The 14,032-nt window shown below is 61.1% G+C and carries 15 protein-coding genes; 12 read left to right on the top strand and 3 right to left on the bottom strand.

Annotated features, from left to right (window positions below; genetic code table 11):
• Positions 1 to 9: 9 nt before the first annotated feature.
• Positions 10 to 510, bottom strand: a complete 501-nt coding sequence (locus ELY13_RS11060) for a DUF305 domain-containing protein (RefSeq protein ID WP_126174077.1) — start codon at positions 508 to 510, stop codon at positions 10 to 12.
• 227 nt (positions 511 to 737) lie between these two features.
• Between ELY13_RS11060 and ELY13_RS11055 the strand changes: the two genes are divergently transcribed.
• From ELY13_RS11055 to ELY13_RS11010, 10 genes are all read left to right on the top strand, one after another.
• Entirely contained in the window at positions 738 to 1,247 is a 510-nt protein-coding gene (locus tag ELY13_RS11055; protein WP_126173984.1) for a CinA family protein, read from the top strand.
• A complete protein-coding gene (locus ELY13_RS11050; RefSeq protein WP_126173983.1) occupies positions 1,244 to 3,313 on the top strand; it encodes an NAD(+) synthase in 2,070 nt (689 codons plus the stop codon). Before ELY13_RS11055 ends, ELY13_RS11050 begins: the two co-directional genes overlap by 4 nt.
• Before the next feature lie 67 nt (positions 3,314 to 3,380).
• Positions 3,381 to 5,270, top strand: coding sequence for a hybrid sensor histidine kinase/response regulator (locus ELY13_RS11045; RefSeq protein WP_126173982.1), 1,890 nt, complete (start codon positions 3,381 to 3,383; stop codon positions 5,268 to 5,270).
• 94 nt (positions 5,271 to 5,364) lie between these two features.
• The gene (locus tag ELY13_RS11040; protein WP_126173981.1) at positions 5,365 to 6,123 is read left to right on the top strand and encodes an SDR family oxidoreductase; all 759 of its coding nucleotides are present in this window, start codon (positions 5,365 to 5,367) and stop codon (positions 6,121 to 6,123) included.
• Positions 6,120 to 6,782, top strand: a complete 663-nt coding sequence (locus ELY13_RS11035) for a cytochrome b/b6 domain-containing protein (protein ID WP_126173980.1) — start codon at positions 6,120 to 6,122, stop codon at positions 6,780 to 6,782. Before ELY13_RS11040 ends, ELY13_RS11035 begins: the two co-directional genes overlap by 4 nt.
• Positions 6,779 to 7,516: a molybdopterin-dependent oxidoreductase gene (locus ELY13_RS11030; RefSeq protein WP_126173979.1), complete on the top strand. Its 738-nt coding sequence runs from the start codon at positions 6,779 to 6,781 to the stop codon at positions 7,514 to 7,516. Before ELY13_RS11035 ends, ELY13_RS11030 begins: the two co-directional genes overlap by 4 nt.
• Positions 7,517 to 7,628: 112 nt before the next feature.
• Positions 7,629 to 8,867, top strand: a complete 1,239-nt coding sequence (locus tag ELY13_RS11025) for a class I SAM-dependent methyltransferase (RefSeq protein WP_420897423.1) — start codon at positions 7,629 to 7,631, stop codon at positions 8,865 to 8,867.
• 41 nt (positions 8,868 to 8,908) lie between these two features.
• On the top strand, positions 8,909 to 9,421 hold the full coding sequence (locus ELY13_RS11020) for a hypothetical protein (RefSeq protein WP_241233658.1): 513 nt from the start codon (positions 8,909 to 8,911) through the stop codon (positions 9,419 to 9,421).
• Between the two features lie 70 nt (positions 9,422 to 9,491).
• A complete protein-coding gene (locus ELY13_RS11015) occupies positions 9,492 to 10,721 on the top strand; it encodes an argininosuccinate synthase (RefSeq protein WP_126173977.1) in 1,230 nt (409 codons plus the stop codon).
• Between the two features lie 134 nt (positions 10,722 to 10,855).
• Complete coding sequence (locus ELY13_RS11010; protein ID WP_126173976.1) at positions 10,856 to 11,380, top strand: septal ring lytic transglycosylase RlpA family protein; 525 nt, start codon at positions 10,856 to 10,858, stop codon at positions 11,378 to 11,380.
• Between the two features lie 3 nt (positions 11,381 to 11,383).
• Here the strand turns inward: ELY13_RS11010 and ELY13_RS11005 are convergent, their stop codons facing one another.
• A complete protein-coding gene (locus ELY13_RS11005) occupies positions 11,384 to 11,887 on the bottom strand; it encodes a CHRD domain-containing protein (protein WP_126173975.1) in 504 nt (167 codons plus the stop codon).
• Between the two features lie 311 nt (positions 11,888 to 12,198).
• Positions 12,199 to 12,825 (bottom strand): hypothetical protein, encoded by a 627-nt coding sequence (locus ELY13_RS11000; protein WP_126173974.1) that lies wholly within the window; start codon positions 12,823 to 12,825, stop codon positions 12,199 to 12,201.
• Between the two features lie 144 nt (positions 12,826 to 12,969).
• On the opposite strand from ELY13_RS11000, the gene ELY13_RS10995 reads away from it, so the two are divergent.
• Entirely contained in the window at positions 12,970 to 13,380 is a 411-nt protein-coding gene (locus ELY13_RS10995; RefSeq protein ID WP_126173973.1) for a TIR domain-containing protein, read from the top strand.
• Positions 13,377 to 14,003, top strand: coding sequence for a DUF4231 domain-containing protein (locus ELY13_RS10990; protein ID WP_126173972.1), 627 nt, complete (start codon positions 13,377 to 13,379; stop codon positions 14,001 to 14,003). Before ELY13_RS10995 ends, ELY13_RS10990 begins: the two co-directional genes overlap by 4 nt.
• The last annotated feature ends 29 nt before the right edge of the window (positions 14,004 to 14,032 follow it).

Here is a 14,032-nt window from a genome sequence, read left to right as displayed (position 1 = left end):
GGCGAGGCATCACTGAAGGCCCTCCGTGGGCGTGTCCGGCACGGCGGCGACCGCCTCCGGCTGCGGCATCCGCGCGACCTGGCGGGCTCCTTCCTTGTCGATTTCCTGGATCAGGTAGCGCATCTCTGCAATCTCCCGGCGCTGCGCCACGATAATCTGCTTGGCCAGTTCGCGCACCCGGGGATCGCGGATGTGGGCGCGCTCGCTGGTCATGATCGCGATAGAATGATGGGGGATCATCGCCTTCATGTAATCGACGTCATCGATCGTGTTCTGACTGCGCACCAGCCACAGGGCGCCCGCGAACACGACGGCCGCGAGGCCCAGGATCACGAAGTTCATCATCTTGTTCTTGTACATCGACCACATGAAAAGCAGCATGATCACCGCCATCGCCGCGCCCATGACAAAGGCCATCCAGAAGCGGGTTTCGCTCCAGAACACGTGAAGAATGCTGAAGGTGTTGAGGTACATCAACACGAACATCACCGCGGTAGACGTGGCGATCATCGCCGCAAACCGCAGGTACATGCCGCCCTTCTTCTTCTGACCTTCGTGCTGATCTCCGGCGTGTTCCGCCATGCATCACTCCTCCTGCTCTCGCGTTCAACGGCATCATGACAAAAACGTTTCGGGGGTTTTGAAGACGGGCTGGAACCGGTCGTGCGGTCGCCGGTAGCTAGAACAACGCGCGTGGTTTCAAGAGGTGCGCGATGTGTCTGATTGAAAGGTAAAAGATGGCCGACACTCTCGATCCGGCACTTCCGGACGATATCATCGAAAGAGCTCAGGCTGTGTTGAAGCTTGCGGACAAGAAGCAGCTTTACCTCGCCACGGCGGAAAGCTGCACCGGCGGTCTGCTCGCTGCCGTACTGACCGATCATCCCGGCAGCAGCCACATGTTCGACCGCGGCTTCGTTTCCTATTCCAAGCAGGCCAAGTGCGACCTCCTCGATATCGAGCGGGAGAAGGTCGACAGCTGCGGAGCCGTGAGCCGCGAGGTAGCCGTCGACATGGCTGCGGGCGCCATCAAGCAATCGAACGCCGACGTGGCACTGTCGATTACCGGGTTCGCCGGCCCGGCGGGGGACGGGAACGAAGAAGGGCTGGTTCACTTCGCTTGCGCCCGCAAGGGCGGTGACATAGCCCACCGGGAAGAACATTTCGGTCCAGTCGGCCGTGATGGAGTCCGCAGAGGCGCGCTGAAGGTCGCGCTGGAGATGATGGAGGAAGCGCTTCAGGCATGACTGACCAGACTGGCAAATCCGCGCATCCATTCTATTCGCTGCACAAGCACGGCCTTGTCCGCGTGGGAACAAGCACGCCCAAAGTCCGCACGGCCGACGTCGCGTACAACCGGGACGCGATTTTGGATCAGGCAAAGCGGGCGCATGATCGGAATATCGACCTGCTGGTCTGCCCGGAAATGTGTCTTTCTTCCTACGCCCTGGACGATCTCGTCATGCAAAACGCGCTGCTCGACATGGTCGAGCAGGCGATTGGCGAGATCGTAGAGGCGAGCAAGAATCTAAGCCCCGTGCTCCTGATCGGCGCACCGCTGCGTCACGAAGGGCGGTTGTTCAATTGCGCTCTGGCGATCGCCAAGGGAAGACTTTTGGGCGTTGTGCCCAAGGTCTACCTCCCGAATTACCGCGAATTCTACGAAAAGCGCTGGTTCGCATCCGGGCGCGACATCGTTGGCAAGACGATCCAGGTGGGCGATGCCGATGTTCCGTTCGGCCGTGATCTCCTGTTTGCCTCCCAGCATCTGCCGGGCTTCAAGTTCTTCGTTGAGATCTGTGAGGACTTCTGGGCTGCTGTGCCGCCCTCCACTTATGGTGCGCTCGCGGGCGCGACGATCCTTTGCAACCTTTCGGCGTCCAACATCGTCATCGGCAAATCGGATGAGCGGCACATGCTTTGCCGCTCCCACTCCGCGCGTACAGCCAGCGCCTACGTCTATTCCGCTGCCGGCCATGGCGAAAGCACGACCGATCTTGCCTGGGACGGTCAGGGGATCATCTATGAACTGGGTGATCTCCTGTGCGAGAGCGAACGCTTCAGCCTCGACCCGGAACTCGCGATCGCAGACATCGACTGCGACCGGATCCTTGCCGATCGGATGCGCCTGCCGACCTTCAACGACGCGGCCGAAGCGGAAGGACGGCCCGAAGATGACTTCCGCACCGTCGTGTTCGACCACAGCCCAGCCGACGGGGATATTGGCCTGATCCGACCCATTCGCCGTTTTCCGTTTGTCCCCAACCGACCGGAAAAGCTGGACGAGGACTGCTACGAGGCATTCAACATCCAGATCGACGGCCTGATGCGCCGGTTTGAGCAGACGAGCGGCGACTCCATGGTGATCGGCGTCTCGGGCGGCCTCGACTCCACGCACGCGCTGATCGTTGCGGCGAAGGTATGCGACAGGCTTGGCCTGCCGCGCTCCACGATCCGCGGCTATACGATGCCCGGCTTCGGAACCTCTGCGGGGACAAAGAGCAATGCCTGGAAGCTGATGAACGCGCTGGGCATCACCTCGCAGGAGATCGATATTCGTCCCTCTGCCCAGACAATGCTGGAGGATATCGGCCACCCCTTCGGCCGGGGCGAAAAGGTGTACGACGTGACGTTCGAGAACGTGCAGGCGGGCCTGCGCACCGACTATTTGTTCCGTCTGGCCGGACACCACCGCGGGTTCGTGATCGGCACCGGCGACTTGTCGGAACTGGCGCTGGGCTGGGCGACTTATGGCGTCGGCGACCAGATGAGCCACTACGCGGTCAACGCCGGTGTTCCCAAGACGCTGATCCAGTACCTGATCCGCTGGGCCGTCCGCACCAACCAGTTCGATCCCGAGACGGACGCGGTGCTGACCGCGATCCTGGACACCGAGATTTCGCCAGAACTGGTCCCGGCTGGCGAAGACGGGGAAATTCAGAGCACGGAAAGCACGATAGGTCCCTATGAACTCAACGATTTCTTCCTGCATCACCTGATGCGGTTCGGTCAGCGTCCTTCCAAGGTCGCCTTCCTGGCATGGCACGCCTGGCGCGATACCGAACGCGGTATCTGGCCTGCAGAATTCCCGGAAGACGCCAGGCACCAGTACACGCTGGACGACATTCGCCGCTGGCTTGAGAAATTCCTGTACCGGTTCTTCTCCTTCAGCCAGTTCAAGCGCTCAGCCATTCCCAACGGGCCGAAAGTAAGCTCGGCCGGCGCGCTGAGCCCACGCGGCGACTGGCGGGCTCCTTCCGATGCGAGCGCGGCACCGTGGATCGAGGAACTGAACAAGAACCTGCCCTCCTGAGGCAGAGACCAGGAACAAATACCAGGTTTCGCACATTGCGTTTCATCACGGGGTCTTGTCATCACACATGTCCAACGAAACGCTGTCTCAGTCTCGCGCGGACCTGCTGGTCCAGAGCGTTACCGATTGTGCCATCTACATGCTCGATCCCGACGGGATCGTCAGCAGCTGGAATCCCGGCGCTGAGCGGCTCAAGCAGTTCACGGCCGATGAGATAATCGGGCAGCATTTCTCACGCTTCTACACCCGGGAAGACAGCCGCAGCGGGCTTCCTGCCCGGGTGTTGCGTGCCGCGCTGGAACAATGCGGGTTCGAAGCCGAAGGATGGCGCGTTCGCAAGGACGGCACCAGGTTTTGGGCGAACGTGATCGTTGATCCTGTCCGGGACGAGCAAGGGCGGCACATCGGTTTTGCCAAGGTCACACGCGACCTGACAGAACGGAAGATGGCTGAGGAAGCCCTGCGCCGAAGTGAGGAGCGTTTTCGCCTCCTGGTTCAGAACGTCACCGACTACGCGATCTACATGCTCGACCCGGACGGTTATGTCTCAAGTTGGAACGCCGGCGCGCAGCGGTTCAAGGGTTATACGGCCGACGAGATCATCGGGCGGCACTTCTCAGCCTTCTACTTGCCAGAAGACCGAGCAGCGCAAATGCCGCAGATGGCCTTGCAAACCGCCAAGCACGAAGGACGTTTCGAGGCCCAGGGCTGGCGCGTGCGCAAGGATGGCTCTCGCTTCTGGGCGAATGTCGTGATCGATCCGATCCGGGAAGATGGCGGCGCACTTGTCGGCTTTACCAAGATTACCCGCGACCTGACGGAACGAAAGATGGCCCAGGAGGCGCTGGATGCGGCCCAAAAACAGATCTTCCAGTCCCAGAAAATGGAAGCGATCGGAAAGCTGACCGGCGGGGTGGCCCACGATTTCAATAACATTCTCGCGGCGATCCTGGGCAGTCTGCAGATTGCCAGCAAGCGCATGGCCGAAGGACAGGACGTCGGCCGCTTCCTCGACAATGCCGTCGCAGCCGCCGAACGTGGAGCGACCCTGACCCAGCGAATGCTCGCTTTTGCCCGGAAGCAGGAGCTTCAGCTGGAACCCGTCGGTATCGTAAGGTGCGTAAGGGAAATGGCCGAGCTTCTGGAGCGCACGATTGGGCCGGGCATCACGATTTCGACTCGGTTCCCCGCCAGCCTGCCCGCGGTCATCGGCGACCGCACGCAGCTTGAGCTCGCCCTGATGAATCTGGTGGTGAACGCGCGGGATGCGATGCCCGGCGGCGGACAAATCACGATCGCTGCCGAATTGTGCCAGCGGCCGGGGGATGGCCCGACCGGCTTCGTCTGTCTCTCTGTGGCGGACGAAGGCCAAGGCATGGACGAAGCGACGCTTTCCAATGCCACCGAGCCGTTCTTTACCACCAAGGGCATTGGCAAGGGAACCGGGCTCGGTCTGCCGATGGTCAAGGGGATGATCGAGCAATGCGGCGGCGAGTTCTGCCTCACCAGCGAACTCGGGAAGGGAACGACAGCCGAAATCCGCCTGCCTGTCGCCTCGGATGGGCAAGAGCGTTCGTGTGAGCCTCCCAAGCCGTTCGTTCAAGGAGGCCGGCAACTGTGCATCCTAGCCGTGGACGACGATGCCATTGTCCTTCTCAACACCGTGACCATGCTTTCGGACATGGGACACGAGGTGCTGCAGGCTACCTCTGGCCCCGCTGCGCTCGAAATCCTGAAACACCGTCCTGTGGACATGCTGATTACCGATTACGCAATGCCTGGCATGAGCGGGGGCGATCTGGTGCGCGAAGCCGGCAACCTGCGACCCGAACTGAGGTGCGTTATCTTGTCGGGGTACGCCGACGCCCCGGAAGGGACGGCACCCGGCATTCCACGTCTTGCGAAGCCTTTCGCCGATCACGACCTTGCCAGCATCGTTGCCATGTCTTGCGGTTGAATGACGCGCGACAAGTCTTTCCCGAAGGCCTGCAGTGTGCTCCATACACATGCATGTACCGTTATGGGTCCGTCTTGATCGCACCGGCAGAGGAATGAAGCGGACAGCACTCATCACCGGCGGGGGAAAGCGGATTGGCGCGGCAATTACGCGTGCCTTCGCGGATGCCGGTTGGCACGCGGTCATCCACTGCAACAGCTCAGGCCGCGAAGCGGAAGCTTTGGCCGCCACCCTTCCCTCGGCAGAAGTGGTGCAGTGCGATCTCTCCCGGCCCGGTGCGGGGGTAACGATGATCGCGCAGCTGGCGGAGCGGCTTGAGGACTGGAGGGTGCTGGTGAACTCGGCTGCCATCTTCCCGCCGGACGATGCCGAGCAGCTCGAGCCCGAGGTGTTTTCCGAAACTATGCAGGTCAATGCCAAGGCGCCGGTCGAGATGGCGCAGACTTTCCTGGCCCGGGCGCACAGCCGGGGCGGCAAGCGGGTGATCCAGCTGACAGACCAGAAGCTGGCCAACCCGAACCCGGATTTCTTCAGCTATACCATCAGCAAGCACGCCATCGCGGCCAGCGTACCGATGATGGCCATGGCCGGCGAACCGGGCAGCCGCGTCTACGCCCTGGCGCCCGGCGCCATTCTCGCGAGCCACGACCAGTCGCCGGCGGAAGCCGAAGTCTCGCACCGGCTGAATTTGCTCGAGCGCCGCACGTCTGCTGCCGAAGTTGCCGAAGCGGCGCTGTTCCTGGCCGAAGGGTGGCTGGAGAGTGGCCAAACGCTGTTCGTCGATTCCGGGCAGAGCCTGCTGCGCCAACCGCGCGACGTGCTCTACCTTGCCCGCAAAGAAGAGAGACCATGAAGCGGCACACCTTAGCTACCCGGCTGTGGCACTGGTTGAACGTGCTGGCGCTTGTCGTGCTGTTCATGTCCGGGCTCAACATCTCCAACGCGCACCCGCTTCTCTACTGGGGCAAATGGGGCTTTGAGGCCAAGGATGCCTGGCTTGAAGTAGCCCGGTTTCCCGGCTGGGCCACGATTCCTGGGTACTATAGCCTTGCGGCCGCCCGTCACTGGCACTTGCTGTTCGCCTGGGTTTTCGCGCTCTCGCTGCTGGTGTTCATGATCGCTTCGCTGATCAACGGCCATTTCCACCGCGATCTCGTGACCACCCGCAGGGAGTGGCGCTGGAGCGCTGTCCGGGCTGATATCGCCAGCCATCTGAGCTTCGACTTCCATCGTGCGGGATCCAAGTTCAACTTTCTCCAGAAGCTCAGCTACGGCTTCGTAATCTTCATCCTGCTGCCGCTGATGATCTTTACCGGGATGGCGCTCAGTCCCGCGATGGACGCCAATTGGCCCTGGCTGCTCGACATGTTCGGAGGACGGCAGAGCGCGCGCTCGATCCACTTCATAGTCGCCTGGGCACTACTCGCCTTTTCGGTGGTGCACGTAATCCTTGTGCTTCTGTCCGGCCCGCTTGGCCAGATGCGTGCCATGATCACCGGAGGACGGAGATGAAGCGCCGGTATTTTCTTGGCGCCATGATGGCGGCCATTACAACCGGCTGCTCCAAGCTAGCGGAAACGAAGCCCGTCGCAGCTCTGCTGGAGAGTTCCGACGATTGGCACAAGGCAGCCCATCGGCTGATTGGCGGCCGCTATTCGCTGGCGCGTGAGTTTCCGCCGGAAGACATCTCGCCGTTCTTTCGCGGCAATGGCACCATCCAGCCGGACAGCCCTAAATATCTTGCTCATCTGGCGAACGGATTTGCCGATTGGCGCCTGCAAGTTGGCGGCCTGGTGGAGCGGCCTCTCTCCCTTTCGCTCGCAGAACTGCACAGCTTGCCTCAACGAACCCAGATCACCCGGCACGACTGCGTGGAGGGCTGGAGCGCCATCGGCCAATGGACCGGCCCGCAACTCGGAGGCATCCTGGCATTGGCAGGGTTGCAGGACCGCGCGCGCTACGTCGTCTTTCGTTGTGCCGACAGGCTGGGCGGCGACGAGTATTATGAAAGCGTTGACCTGATCGACGCCTTTCACCCCCAGACCATCGTCGCGCATTCACTCAACGGCCATCCGCTTCCCGTACGCAATGGCGCGCCTTTGCGCATGAGAATTGAGCGCCAGCTGGGTTACAAGCATGCCAAGTACCTGACCGGCATAGAAGCCGTCGAAAGCCTCGACTGGATCGAAGGCGGAAACGGCGGATACTGGGAGGATCGCGGCTACCACTGGTACGCGGGGATCTGAGGTGTTCACGGTGGAGGCGGCAGCGCAATTGACTTGCCCGCGCCTGCGCATCATCTGACCGCCAACGTCAGGGAGAGTTCGCACGATGGCAACAAGGCTGTTCGACAAGTTGATGGGTCAGATGGTCCGGCGGGGGCGGCTGGAGATCACCTTTGCCGATGGCCGGCACCTGACCCTCGGGCAACTGGAGCCCGGGTTTCCGGATGTCGCCGTACGCTTTACCGACGATAAGGTCCCGCGCGACCTGATGCTCGACCCCCGTCTCGGCGCCGGGGAAGCCTACATGGACGGCCGCATCGTGCTCGAACGCGGCGGCGTCATGGAGCTCGTCCAGCTTGTCCAGTCGAACAATCCGTGGGAAAAGCGCGGGAAGCTTGTGCGCCCAAGTTTGTTGCGCAGGATACGGGGGCGGATTGAATTCGTTGCTCGCTCCTTTAACAAACCAGGCAGCGCACGACGTAACGTCGCCCATCACTACGACATCGGGAATGACCTTTACAAGCTGATGCTCGACCCCGAGCATATGCAGTACAGTTGCGCCTACTGGCCGGAAGACGGCATGACGCTGGAACAGGCGCAGGAGGCGAAGCTTGCCCACATCGCCGCCAAGCTCGCGTTGAAGCCAGGATTGACAGTTCTGGATATCGGCTGCGGCTGGGGGGGAATGGCGATCTACCTCGCTCGCAAGGCCGACGTACAGGTTCTTGGAATTACCCTGAGCAAGGAGCAGCTTGAACTCGCGGAGAAGCGGGCCGCGGCTGCCGGAGTTTCGGATCGGGTCAAATTCGAACTCGTGGACTACCGTGACCTCGCTCAGCGGGGGAAAACATTCGACCGGATCGTGTCGGTCGGCATGTTCGAACACGTCGGCACTCCCCAGTACGAGCGTTTCTTCCGCGATTGCGCCAGCCTGATGAAGGAAGATGGTGTAATGCTGCTCCACACGATCGGCAGAATGGGTAAACCCGGCTCGACCGATGCCTTCACAGACAAGTATGTCTTTCCCGGCGGTTACATTCCAGCACTCAGCGAAACTGTTGCGGCCAGCGAAAAAAGCCGGCTGATTGCCAGCGACGTGGAAACCCTGCGCCTGCATTACGCCAAGACGCTGCGGGAGTGGTACCGCCGTTGCATGGACCATCGCGATGAGATCACCGCCATATTCGATGAACGTTTTTTTCGCATGTGGACGTTCTATCTCGCCGGTTCGACGGCGGCGTTCGAAACCGGCGGGATGTGCAATTTTCAGATCCAGTACATCCGCAATCGTCATGCACTGCCGCTGTCACGAGACTACATCATGGAAGCTGAGAAAGCATATGACGCAGCCCAATCGCAAGCAGCTGAATGATAGTGGTTAAGCACCGCCTGATCCGCGATCTCGTGCTGCGCATGATGCTGGCGCTTGCCGCTCTGTGTGCGGGAGCAACCCCGGCCTCTGCGCAGGTCAAGGTTTCCTTCCAGAGCTTCAACGGTTCATTCTTCGGCCGCTATCCGCACACCTTCGTGGTTTTTGAAGGAACGCTTGATAGCACCGGGCAGCCTGTAAACGAGAACTACGGCTTTTCAGCGGAGACCGCCGGCCCGGCTGTGCTGGCGGGGCCAGTCAAGCACGTCATCATCGTTGAAGGTCCCAAGTACGTTCGCACAACAAATCGGCACTTCACGATTCCCATTTCCGACGAAACCTATCTCCGGATGAAGCAGGAAGTCACGACCTGGCGCAAGCAGCCCGGCAATTACTACGATCTGGACCGCAGAAACTGCATCCACTTCGTAGGGCGCATGGCCCAGCTCGCTGGGCTCACCGTGGATTATCCGGCTGAACTGCTGCGCAAACCCAAGCAGTGGCTCAATCACATCGCTGCCTTGAACCCGAGGCTTGGCGCAAGGCGCATTCGCTGAAGGCTCGCATTGCGTCCAGCCCCCCTGCCTGATACCGGCCCGGCACGTTCAATATGGAGCCTAGAAAAGTATGCCGGACAGCCAGCGCGCGGACTTCAAGCGGGTCGTTCTTGCCTACTCGGGCGGCCTCGACACCAGCGTCATCCTGAAATGGCTCCAGGTGACCTATGGCTGCGAAGTGGTGACCTTCACCGCAGATCTGGGCCAGGGCGAGGAGTTGGAACCGGCACGCGCTAAGGCCAAGCTGCTCGGAATTCCTGACGAGCACATTTTCATCGATGATCTTCGCGAAGAGTTTGTCAGCGACTTCGTTTTTCCCATGATGCGCGCAAACGCCCGCTATGAAGGGGACTACCTGCTGGGCACTTCCATCGCCCGCCCCCTCATTTCCAAGCGCCTGATCGAAATTGCCCGCGAAACCGGTGCGGATGCGATCGCCCATGGCGCGACTGGCAAAGGCAACGATCAGGTGCGGTTCGAGTTGTCGGCCTATGCGCTAGACCCCGACATCAAGGTGATCGCTCCCTGGCGCGAATGGGATCTCAACAGTCGTACAGCGCTGATCGCCTGGGCCGAAGCGCACCAGGTTCCGGTGCCGAAGGACAAGCGCGGCGAAAGCCCGTTCTCCACCGACGCGAACCTGCTGCACACGTCTTCTGAAGGGAAGGTCCTTGAAGACCCGTGGGAGGAAGTGCCGGACTACGTCTACTCACGCACCAACAATCCCGAGGATGCGCCGGACCAGCCGGAATACATCGACATAGAGTTCGAACGCGGCGACGGTGTAGCCCTGAATGGAGACAGGCTAAGCTCCGCGTCGCTCCTGACTGCACTGAACGATCTTGGCCAGAAGCACGGCATCGGTCGGCTGGATCTGGTTGAGAACCGCTTCGTCGGGATGAAGAGTCGGGGAATGTACGAAACGCCGGGCGGCGAGATTTACGCCCGGGCCCATCGCGGGATCGAGCAGATCACCCTGGATCGCGGCGCAGCGCATCTGAAGGATGAGTTGATGCCCCGCTATGCCGAACTCATCTACAACGGCCTCTGGTTCAGCCCCGAACGCGAGATGCTGCAGGCTGCGATCGATCTCAGCCAGAAGCAGGTCAACGGCACCGTTCGCCTCAAGCTCTACAAGGGCAACGCGCAGGTCGTCGGCCGCAAGAGCCCGGACAGCCTCTATTCCGAACGCCACGTGACCTTCGAGGATGACGCAGGCGCTTACGACCAGAAGGATGCCGAAGGGTTCATCAAGCTGAATGCCTTGCGGCTGCGGTTGCTGGCGAAGCGGGGCGGCTAACGGCGTTATCCCCAGCTTGCCCGCTTTGTGCGGGATGAAGTGAGCCGCGGGCGGGACAGAGTGACCACCCGCTGGTTCCGCATGTGCGAAGGCTGCTTTATTCCGTTGACCGACTTGGTCGACGGAGGACAGCCATGAAGCTGCTGACAGCGATGATCGCGACGGGGGCGTTCGCTCTTACCGGGCTTGGGGCCGTACAGGCCCAGAGCGTTGACGAGAGCCCGTCGGTCGCGGCGGAAGCTGAGGCTGTCGATGACAGCGAGGCGGCGCTGCCGCGCTTCACCCCTTCCCCCGAAGACGACGCAGCCTTGTCCGAGGCCGTGAAGGCTGCGGGCAATGTGATGCGGGACAGCGCGGCGAAGGTCAGCCGGCGGCTGAAGGGCGGCGTCGCCAGCTGGTACGGCCCGGGGCTTGCCGGGCGTCCGACTGCGAGCGGGGAGCGGTTCGATCCGGATGAGCTGACTGCGGCCCATCGCACCCTGCCCTTTGGCAGTCTGGTTCGGGTGACTTACCAGGACAAGTCGGTGGTGGTGCGGATCAACGACCGCGGGCCGTTTGGGCACGGGCGGGTGATCGACCTGAGCGAGGCTGCTGCCGAGGAGATTGGGATAATCCGCCGCGGCAGCGCCAAGGTACAGCTTGCGCTGGTGAGCCAGTAGGCTTCAGCGAACGTTTTCTTCCCGCATCAACTGCGCCCGGATTGCCCCGTTGGGGTACGTCGTGGTGAGGACGTGGACGTAGTAGTTGTTCGGGTTGGCGATGAGGTCCCGGACTAGGGTGGGATCGACCGAGTCCACGCAGCCTTCGCTCTGGCGCGGGGTGGGTGTCCTCAGGGGGACTACCACCGGCCCTCTTTCACCGGGACCGCCGCGATGGACGGCGGCGGAAGTGGCGTTGTCGATCATTCCGACGCCAAGGCTGTAGCACACACGATTGAGGCTGGAGTCCGCCCATAGCGCGAACTGGCCGTTGCCGTCCTGATCGCCCTGCCGGTTCGGGACCGCGGGGCCACTGAGCGTGGCGACCAGCGGGGTGCCGGTGTGGAGCGGTGCGCCTACCGAAGGCCCGGGGGCCGCAGCATCCGTGACGCCCGCAGGAGTCATAGCGCAGGCGGACAAGCCGAGCGCGGAAGCGATTGCGAATGTGGGGATGAGGGTTTGCTTCATTCAGGCTTTCCCTTTGTTGGTCGGCCGGCGCCCGGGAGGGGGGTCTGGGAGGGGCGCCGGCCTTCCCTTTTGTAACGGGGCGGCCGGGATGCGGTTCCGGATCTTTGTATTCAAAGGTGCGAGGTTGACATACCTGACATGTCCTACACCCCGGTGTCAGGCCCGAGAGGCGAGGATTTGCGCGGGGTTGGGGGATGAAAACGACAGTTTCGGGCGTGCGGAGAAAATAAAATGTTCCGTCGCATCGGCGCAAGAATGTTGCGTCCCGGCAGCGGCACCCTGCCCGCTTCGGTACCCGATCCCGCGCACGATCATCGTCCCCGCCGTCCGCGGGTGGAGGGAGCGTCGGCTGCGTCGGCGTACCAGCTGCGGGTGAGGAAGGCCATTTCCCGTTCCTCTCCTTCCGCCTCGGTCTGCGGGGCGGGACCGGCGCCCGGAAGGCACTCGCCTTCTTCCCAGTCGAGCCCGGCCCATTCGATCCGTTCGAGCAGCTTGTCGAATGCCGGGGCGACGAATTCGCGCGCGACCTGGTTGCGGCCGACCTTCCACGGGTTGTCGAGCAGCCAAGTGGCGAGCCGCCCGTCATAGCGGCGCGAAGTGCCGATCAATTCCCCGTGGTAGTAATGGGGCACTTCCTCCCCGTTGATCGCCCGGTCCATCACCGCATGGGCCAGCTGCTGCAAGCCCGCCTCCAGCGCGACTTCCCACGCGAGCGCGAACGGCGTGCCGACCAGCCGGTTGCGCAAGGCATAAGCCGACTGCCTGCTCATGCCGACGGACTTCGCCGCCTGGGATACGGACTGCGAGGCCGCAAGCTCCCGCAGGAATAGGACCATCTTGGCGCGGGTCCACTCGTTGTGGCGGGGCTTGCGGGCGGGTGTGGGAAGTTCGCTCGCGAGGGTGTTGCTCTGCTGCGGACTGCAGTTCGTAGTGGGCATAGATCAGCTTTCAGCTTTGGAAAGCCGAACAGTGACGGCAGTTAGAAACTGTAGGAAACTCTATTGTGGAGACTTCCCTCGTCGTCCCTTCCGATGTTGGCGCTTCCGCGATAGTCAGGACTGTCGCGAGAAAGGATCCCTGCCATGCCCACCCTGCATACCTATCGCCTGTTCATCAGCCATGCTTGGCGTTATTCAGAGCACTACCAGCGGGTGGTAGCATTCTTGGATGCTGCCAATAACTTCTCATACTCCAACTACTCAGTCCCGGAGAGCAATAAGTTCGATCAAATGTCGAATGCCGGGTTGCAAGAAGAAATCAGAGATCAAATTCGTCCGGTCCAATGTGTTGTTGTCACAAGTGGAATGTATGTTGCCCATAGCGAGTGGATCCAGTTTGAGATCGATTTTGCCAAGCAGCTCGGAAAGCCAATTGTCGGTATCAAGCCTTGGGGCTCAGTGAATACGCCGAAAGCTATCAGCGATGCTGCTGACGAAATTGTCGGCTGGAATGCAAACACTATAGTTAGCGCAATTCGGAATGTGGTTCCTTGACCAAAGGCCCGATCTTTCCGGCAGTTTATCGTGCAGCAGACAAGCTCTCTGCCGTGTCGCAGGGGCAATATCTTTGGTCGCTCCGCGCAGAGTACGCGCTCCTAATTGTGTGCGGAGCGATGAGCGGGCGCTCCGGTCAAGACAGCTGGTACTACTATCTATTCACCTTTTTGTTCTGCCTCTCTTTGACCTTCTTTATTTGGAGATTTTTGAACAAGCCAGAGCAGGTCTGGTATCAGGGACGCGCCCTTGCAGAATCAATCAAGACATCATCTTGGCGATTTTGTATGCGCGCACCGCCATTTGACATGGAAGACCACGCAAGAGCCACAAGAGAGTTCCGTAAGCACCTCAAAAACATTCTCGACGCAAACCAGTTTGCTGGAACAAAGTTGCCCGCCGAGTTTGCTGCCGATGATCAAGTGACGACGGAAATGTGTCGCGTTCGCGAAAAGCCTCTGGATCGTCGCATGTCTCTTTACGAGGATGCCCGGATAAAGGACCAGCGTGAATGGTACGCACGGAAAGCAGGTGCGAATAAAGCTTCGGCACGAAGGTGGGTAGTAGCAGCGATGCTAGGCTCAGGACCCATTAAAGGGATTCCCAAAGCAGCGCAGATTTGATTCACAGGCGGCGCAAGGAGGCGCTGTGA

Source organism: Altericroceibacterium xinjiangense, assembly GCF_003958635.1.
Lineage (GTDB): Bacteria > Pseudomonadota > Alphaproteobacteria > Sphingomonadales > Sphingomonadaceae > Altericroceibacterium_A > Altericroceibacterium_A xinjiangense.
The sequence above is the reverse complement of the archived record's forward strand: the minus strand, read 5'-3'. Positions and strand labels throughout refer to the sequence as shown.

Excerpts from the sequence above, each read along its gene's own strand:
- ELY13_RS11020 (WP_241233658.1), top strand. The coding sequence starts at position 8,909 with ATGATGCTGGCGCTTGCCGCTCTGTGTGCGGGAGCAACCCCGGCCTCT.
- ELY13_RS11060 (WP_126174077.1), bottom strand. The coding sequence starts at position 510 with ATGATCGCCACGTCTACCGCGGTGATGTTCGTGTTGATGTACCTCAAC.
- ELY13_RS11000 (WP_126173974.1), bottom strand. The coding sequence starts at position 12,825 with ATGCCCACTACGAACTGCAGTCCGCAGCAGAGCAACACCCTCGCGAGC.
- ELY13_RS11055 (WP_126173984.1), top strand. The coding sequence starts at position 738 with ATGGCCGACACTCTCGATCCGGCACTTCCGGACGATATCATCGAAAGA.
- ELY13_RS11025 (WP_420897423.1), top strand. The coding sequence starts at position 7,629 with ATGGGTCAGATGGTCCGGCGGGGGCGGCTGGAGATCACCTTTGCCGAT.
- ELY13_RS11010 (WP_126173976.1), top strand. The coding sequence starts at position 10,856 with ATGAAGCTGCTGACAGCGATGATCGCGACGGGGGCGTTCGCTCTTACC.
- ELY13_RS11045 (WP_126173982.1), top strand. The coding sequence starts at position 3,381 with ATGTCCAACGAAACGCTGTCTCAGTCTCGCGCGGACCTGCTGGTCCAG.
- ELY13_RS11015 (WP_126173977.1), top strand. The coding sequence starts at position 9,492 with ATGCCGGACAGCCAGCGCGCGGACTTCAAGCGGGTCGTTCTTGCCTAC.
- ELY13_RS11050 (WP_126173983.1), top strand. The coding sequence starts at position 1,244 with ATGACTGACCAGACTGGCAAATCCGCGCATCCATTCTATTCGCTGCAC.
- ELY13_RS11005 (WP_126173975.1), bottom strand. The coding sequence starts at position 11,887 with ATGAAGCAAACCCTCATCCCCACATTCGCAATCGCTTCCGCGCTCGGC.
- ELY13_RS11030 (WP_126173979.1), top strand. The coding sequence starts at position 6,779 with ATGAAGCGCCGGTATTTTCTTGGCGCCATGATGGCGGCCATTACAACC.
- ELY13_RS10995 (WP_126173973.1), top strand. The coding sequence starts at position 12,970 with ATGCCCACCCTGCATACCTATCGCCTGTTCATCAGCCATGCTTGGCGT.
- ELY13_RS11035 (WP_126173980.1), top strand. The coding sequence starts at position 6,120 with ATGAAGCGGCACACCTTAGCTACCCGGCTGTGGCACTGGTTGAACGTG.
- ELY13_RS11040 (WP_126173981.1), top strand. The coding sequence starts at position 5,365 with ATGAAGCGGACAGCACTCATCACCGGCGGGGGAAAGCGGATTGGCGCG.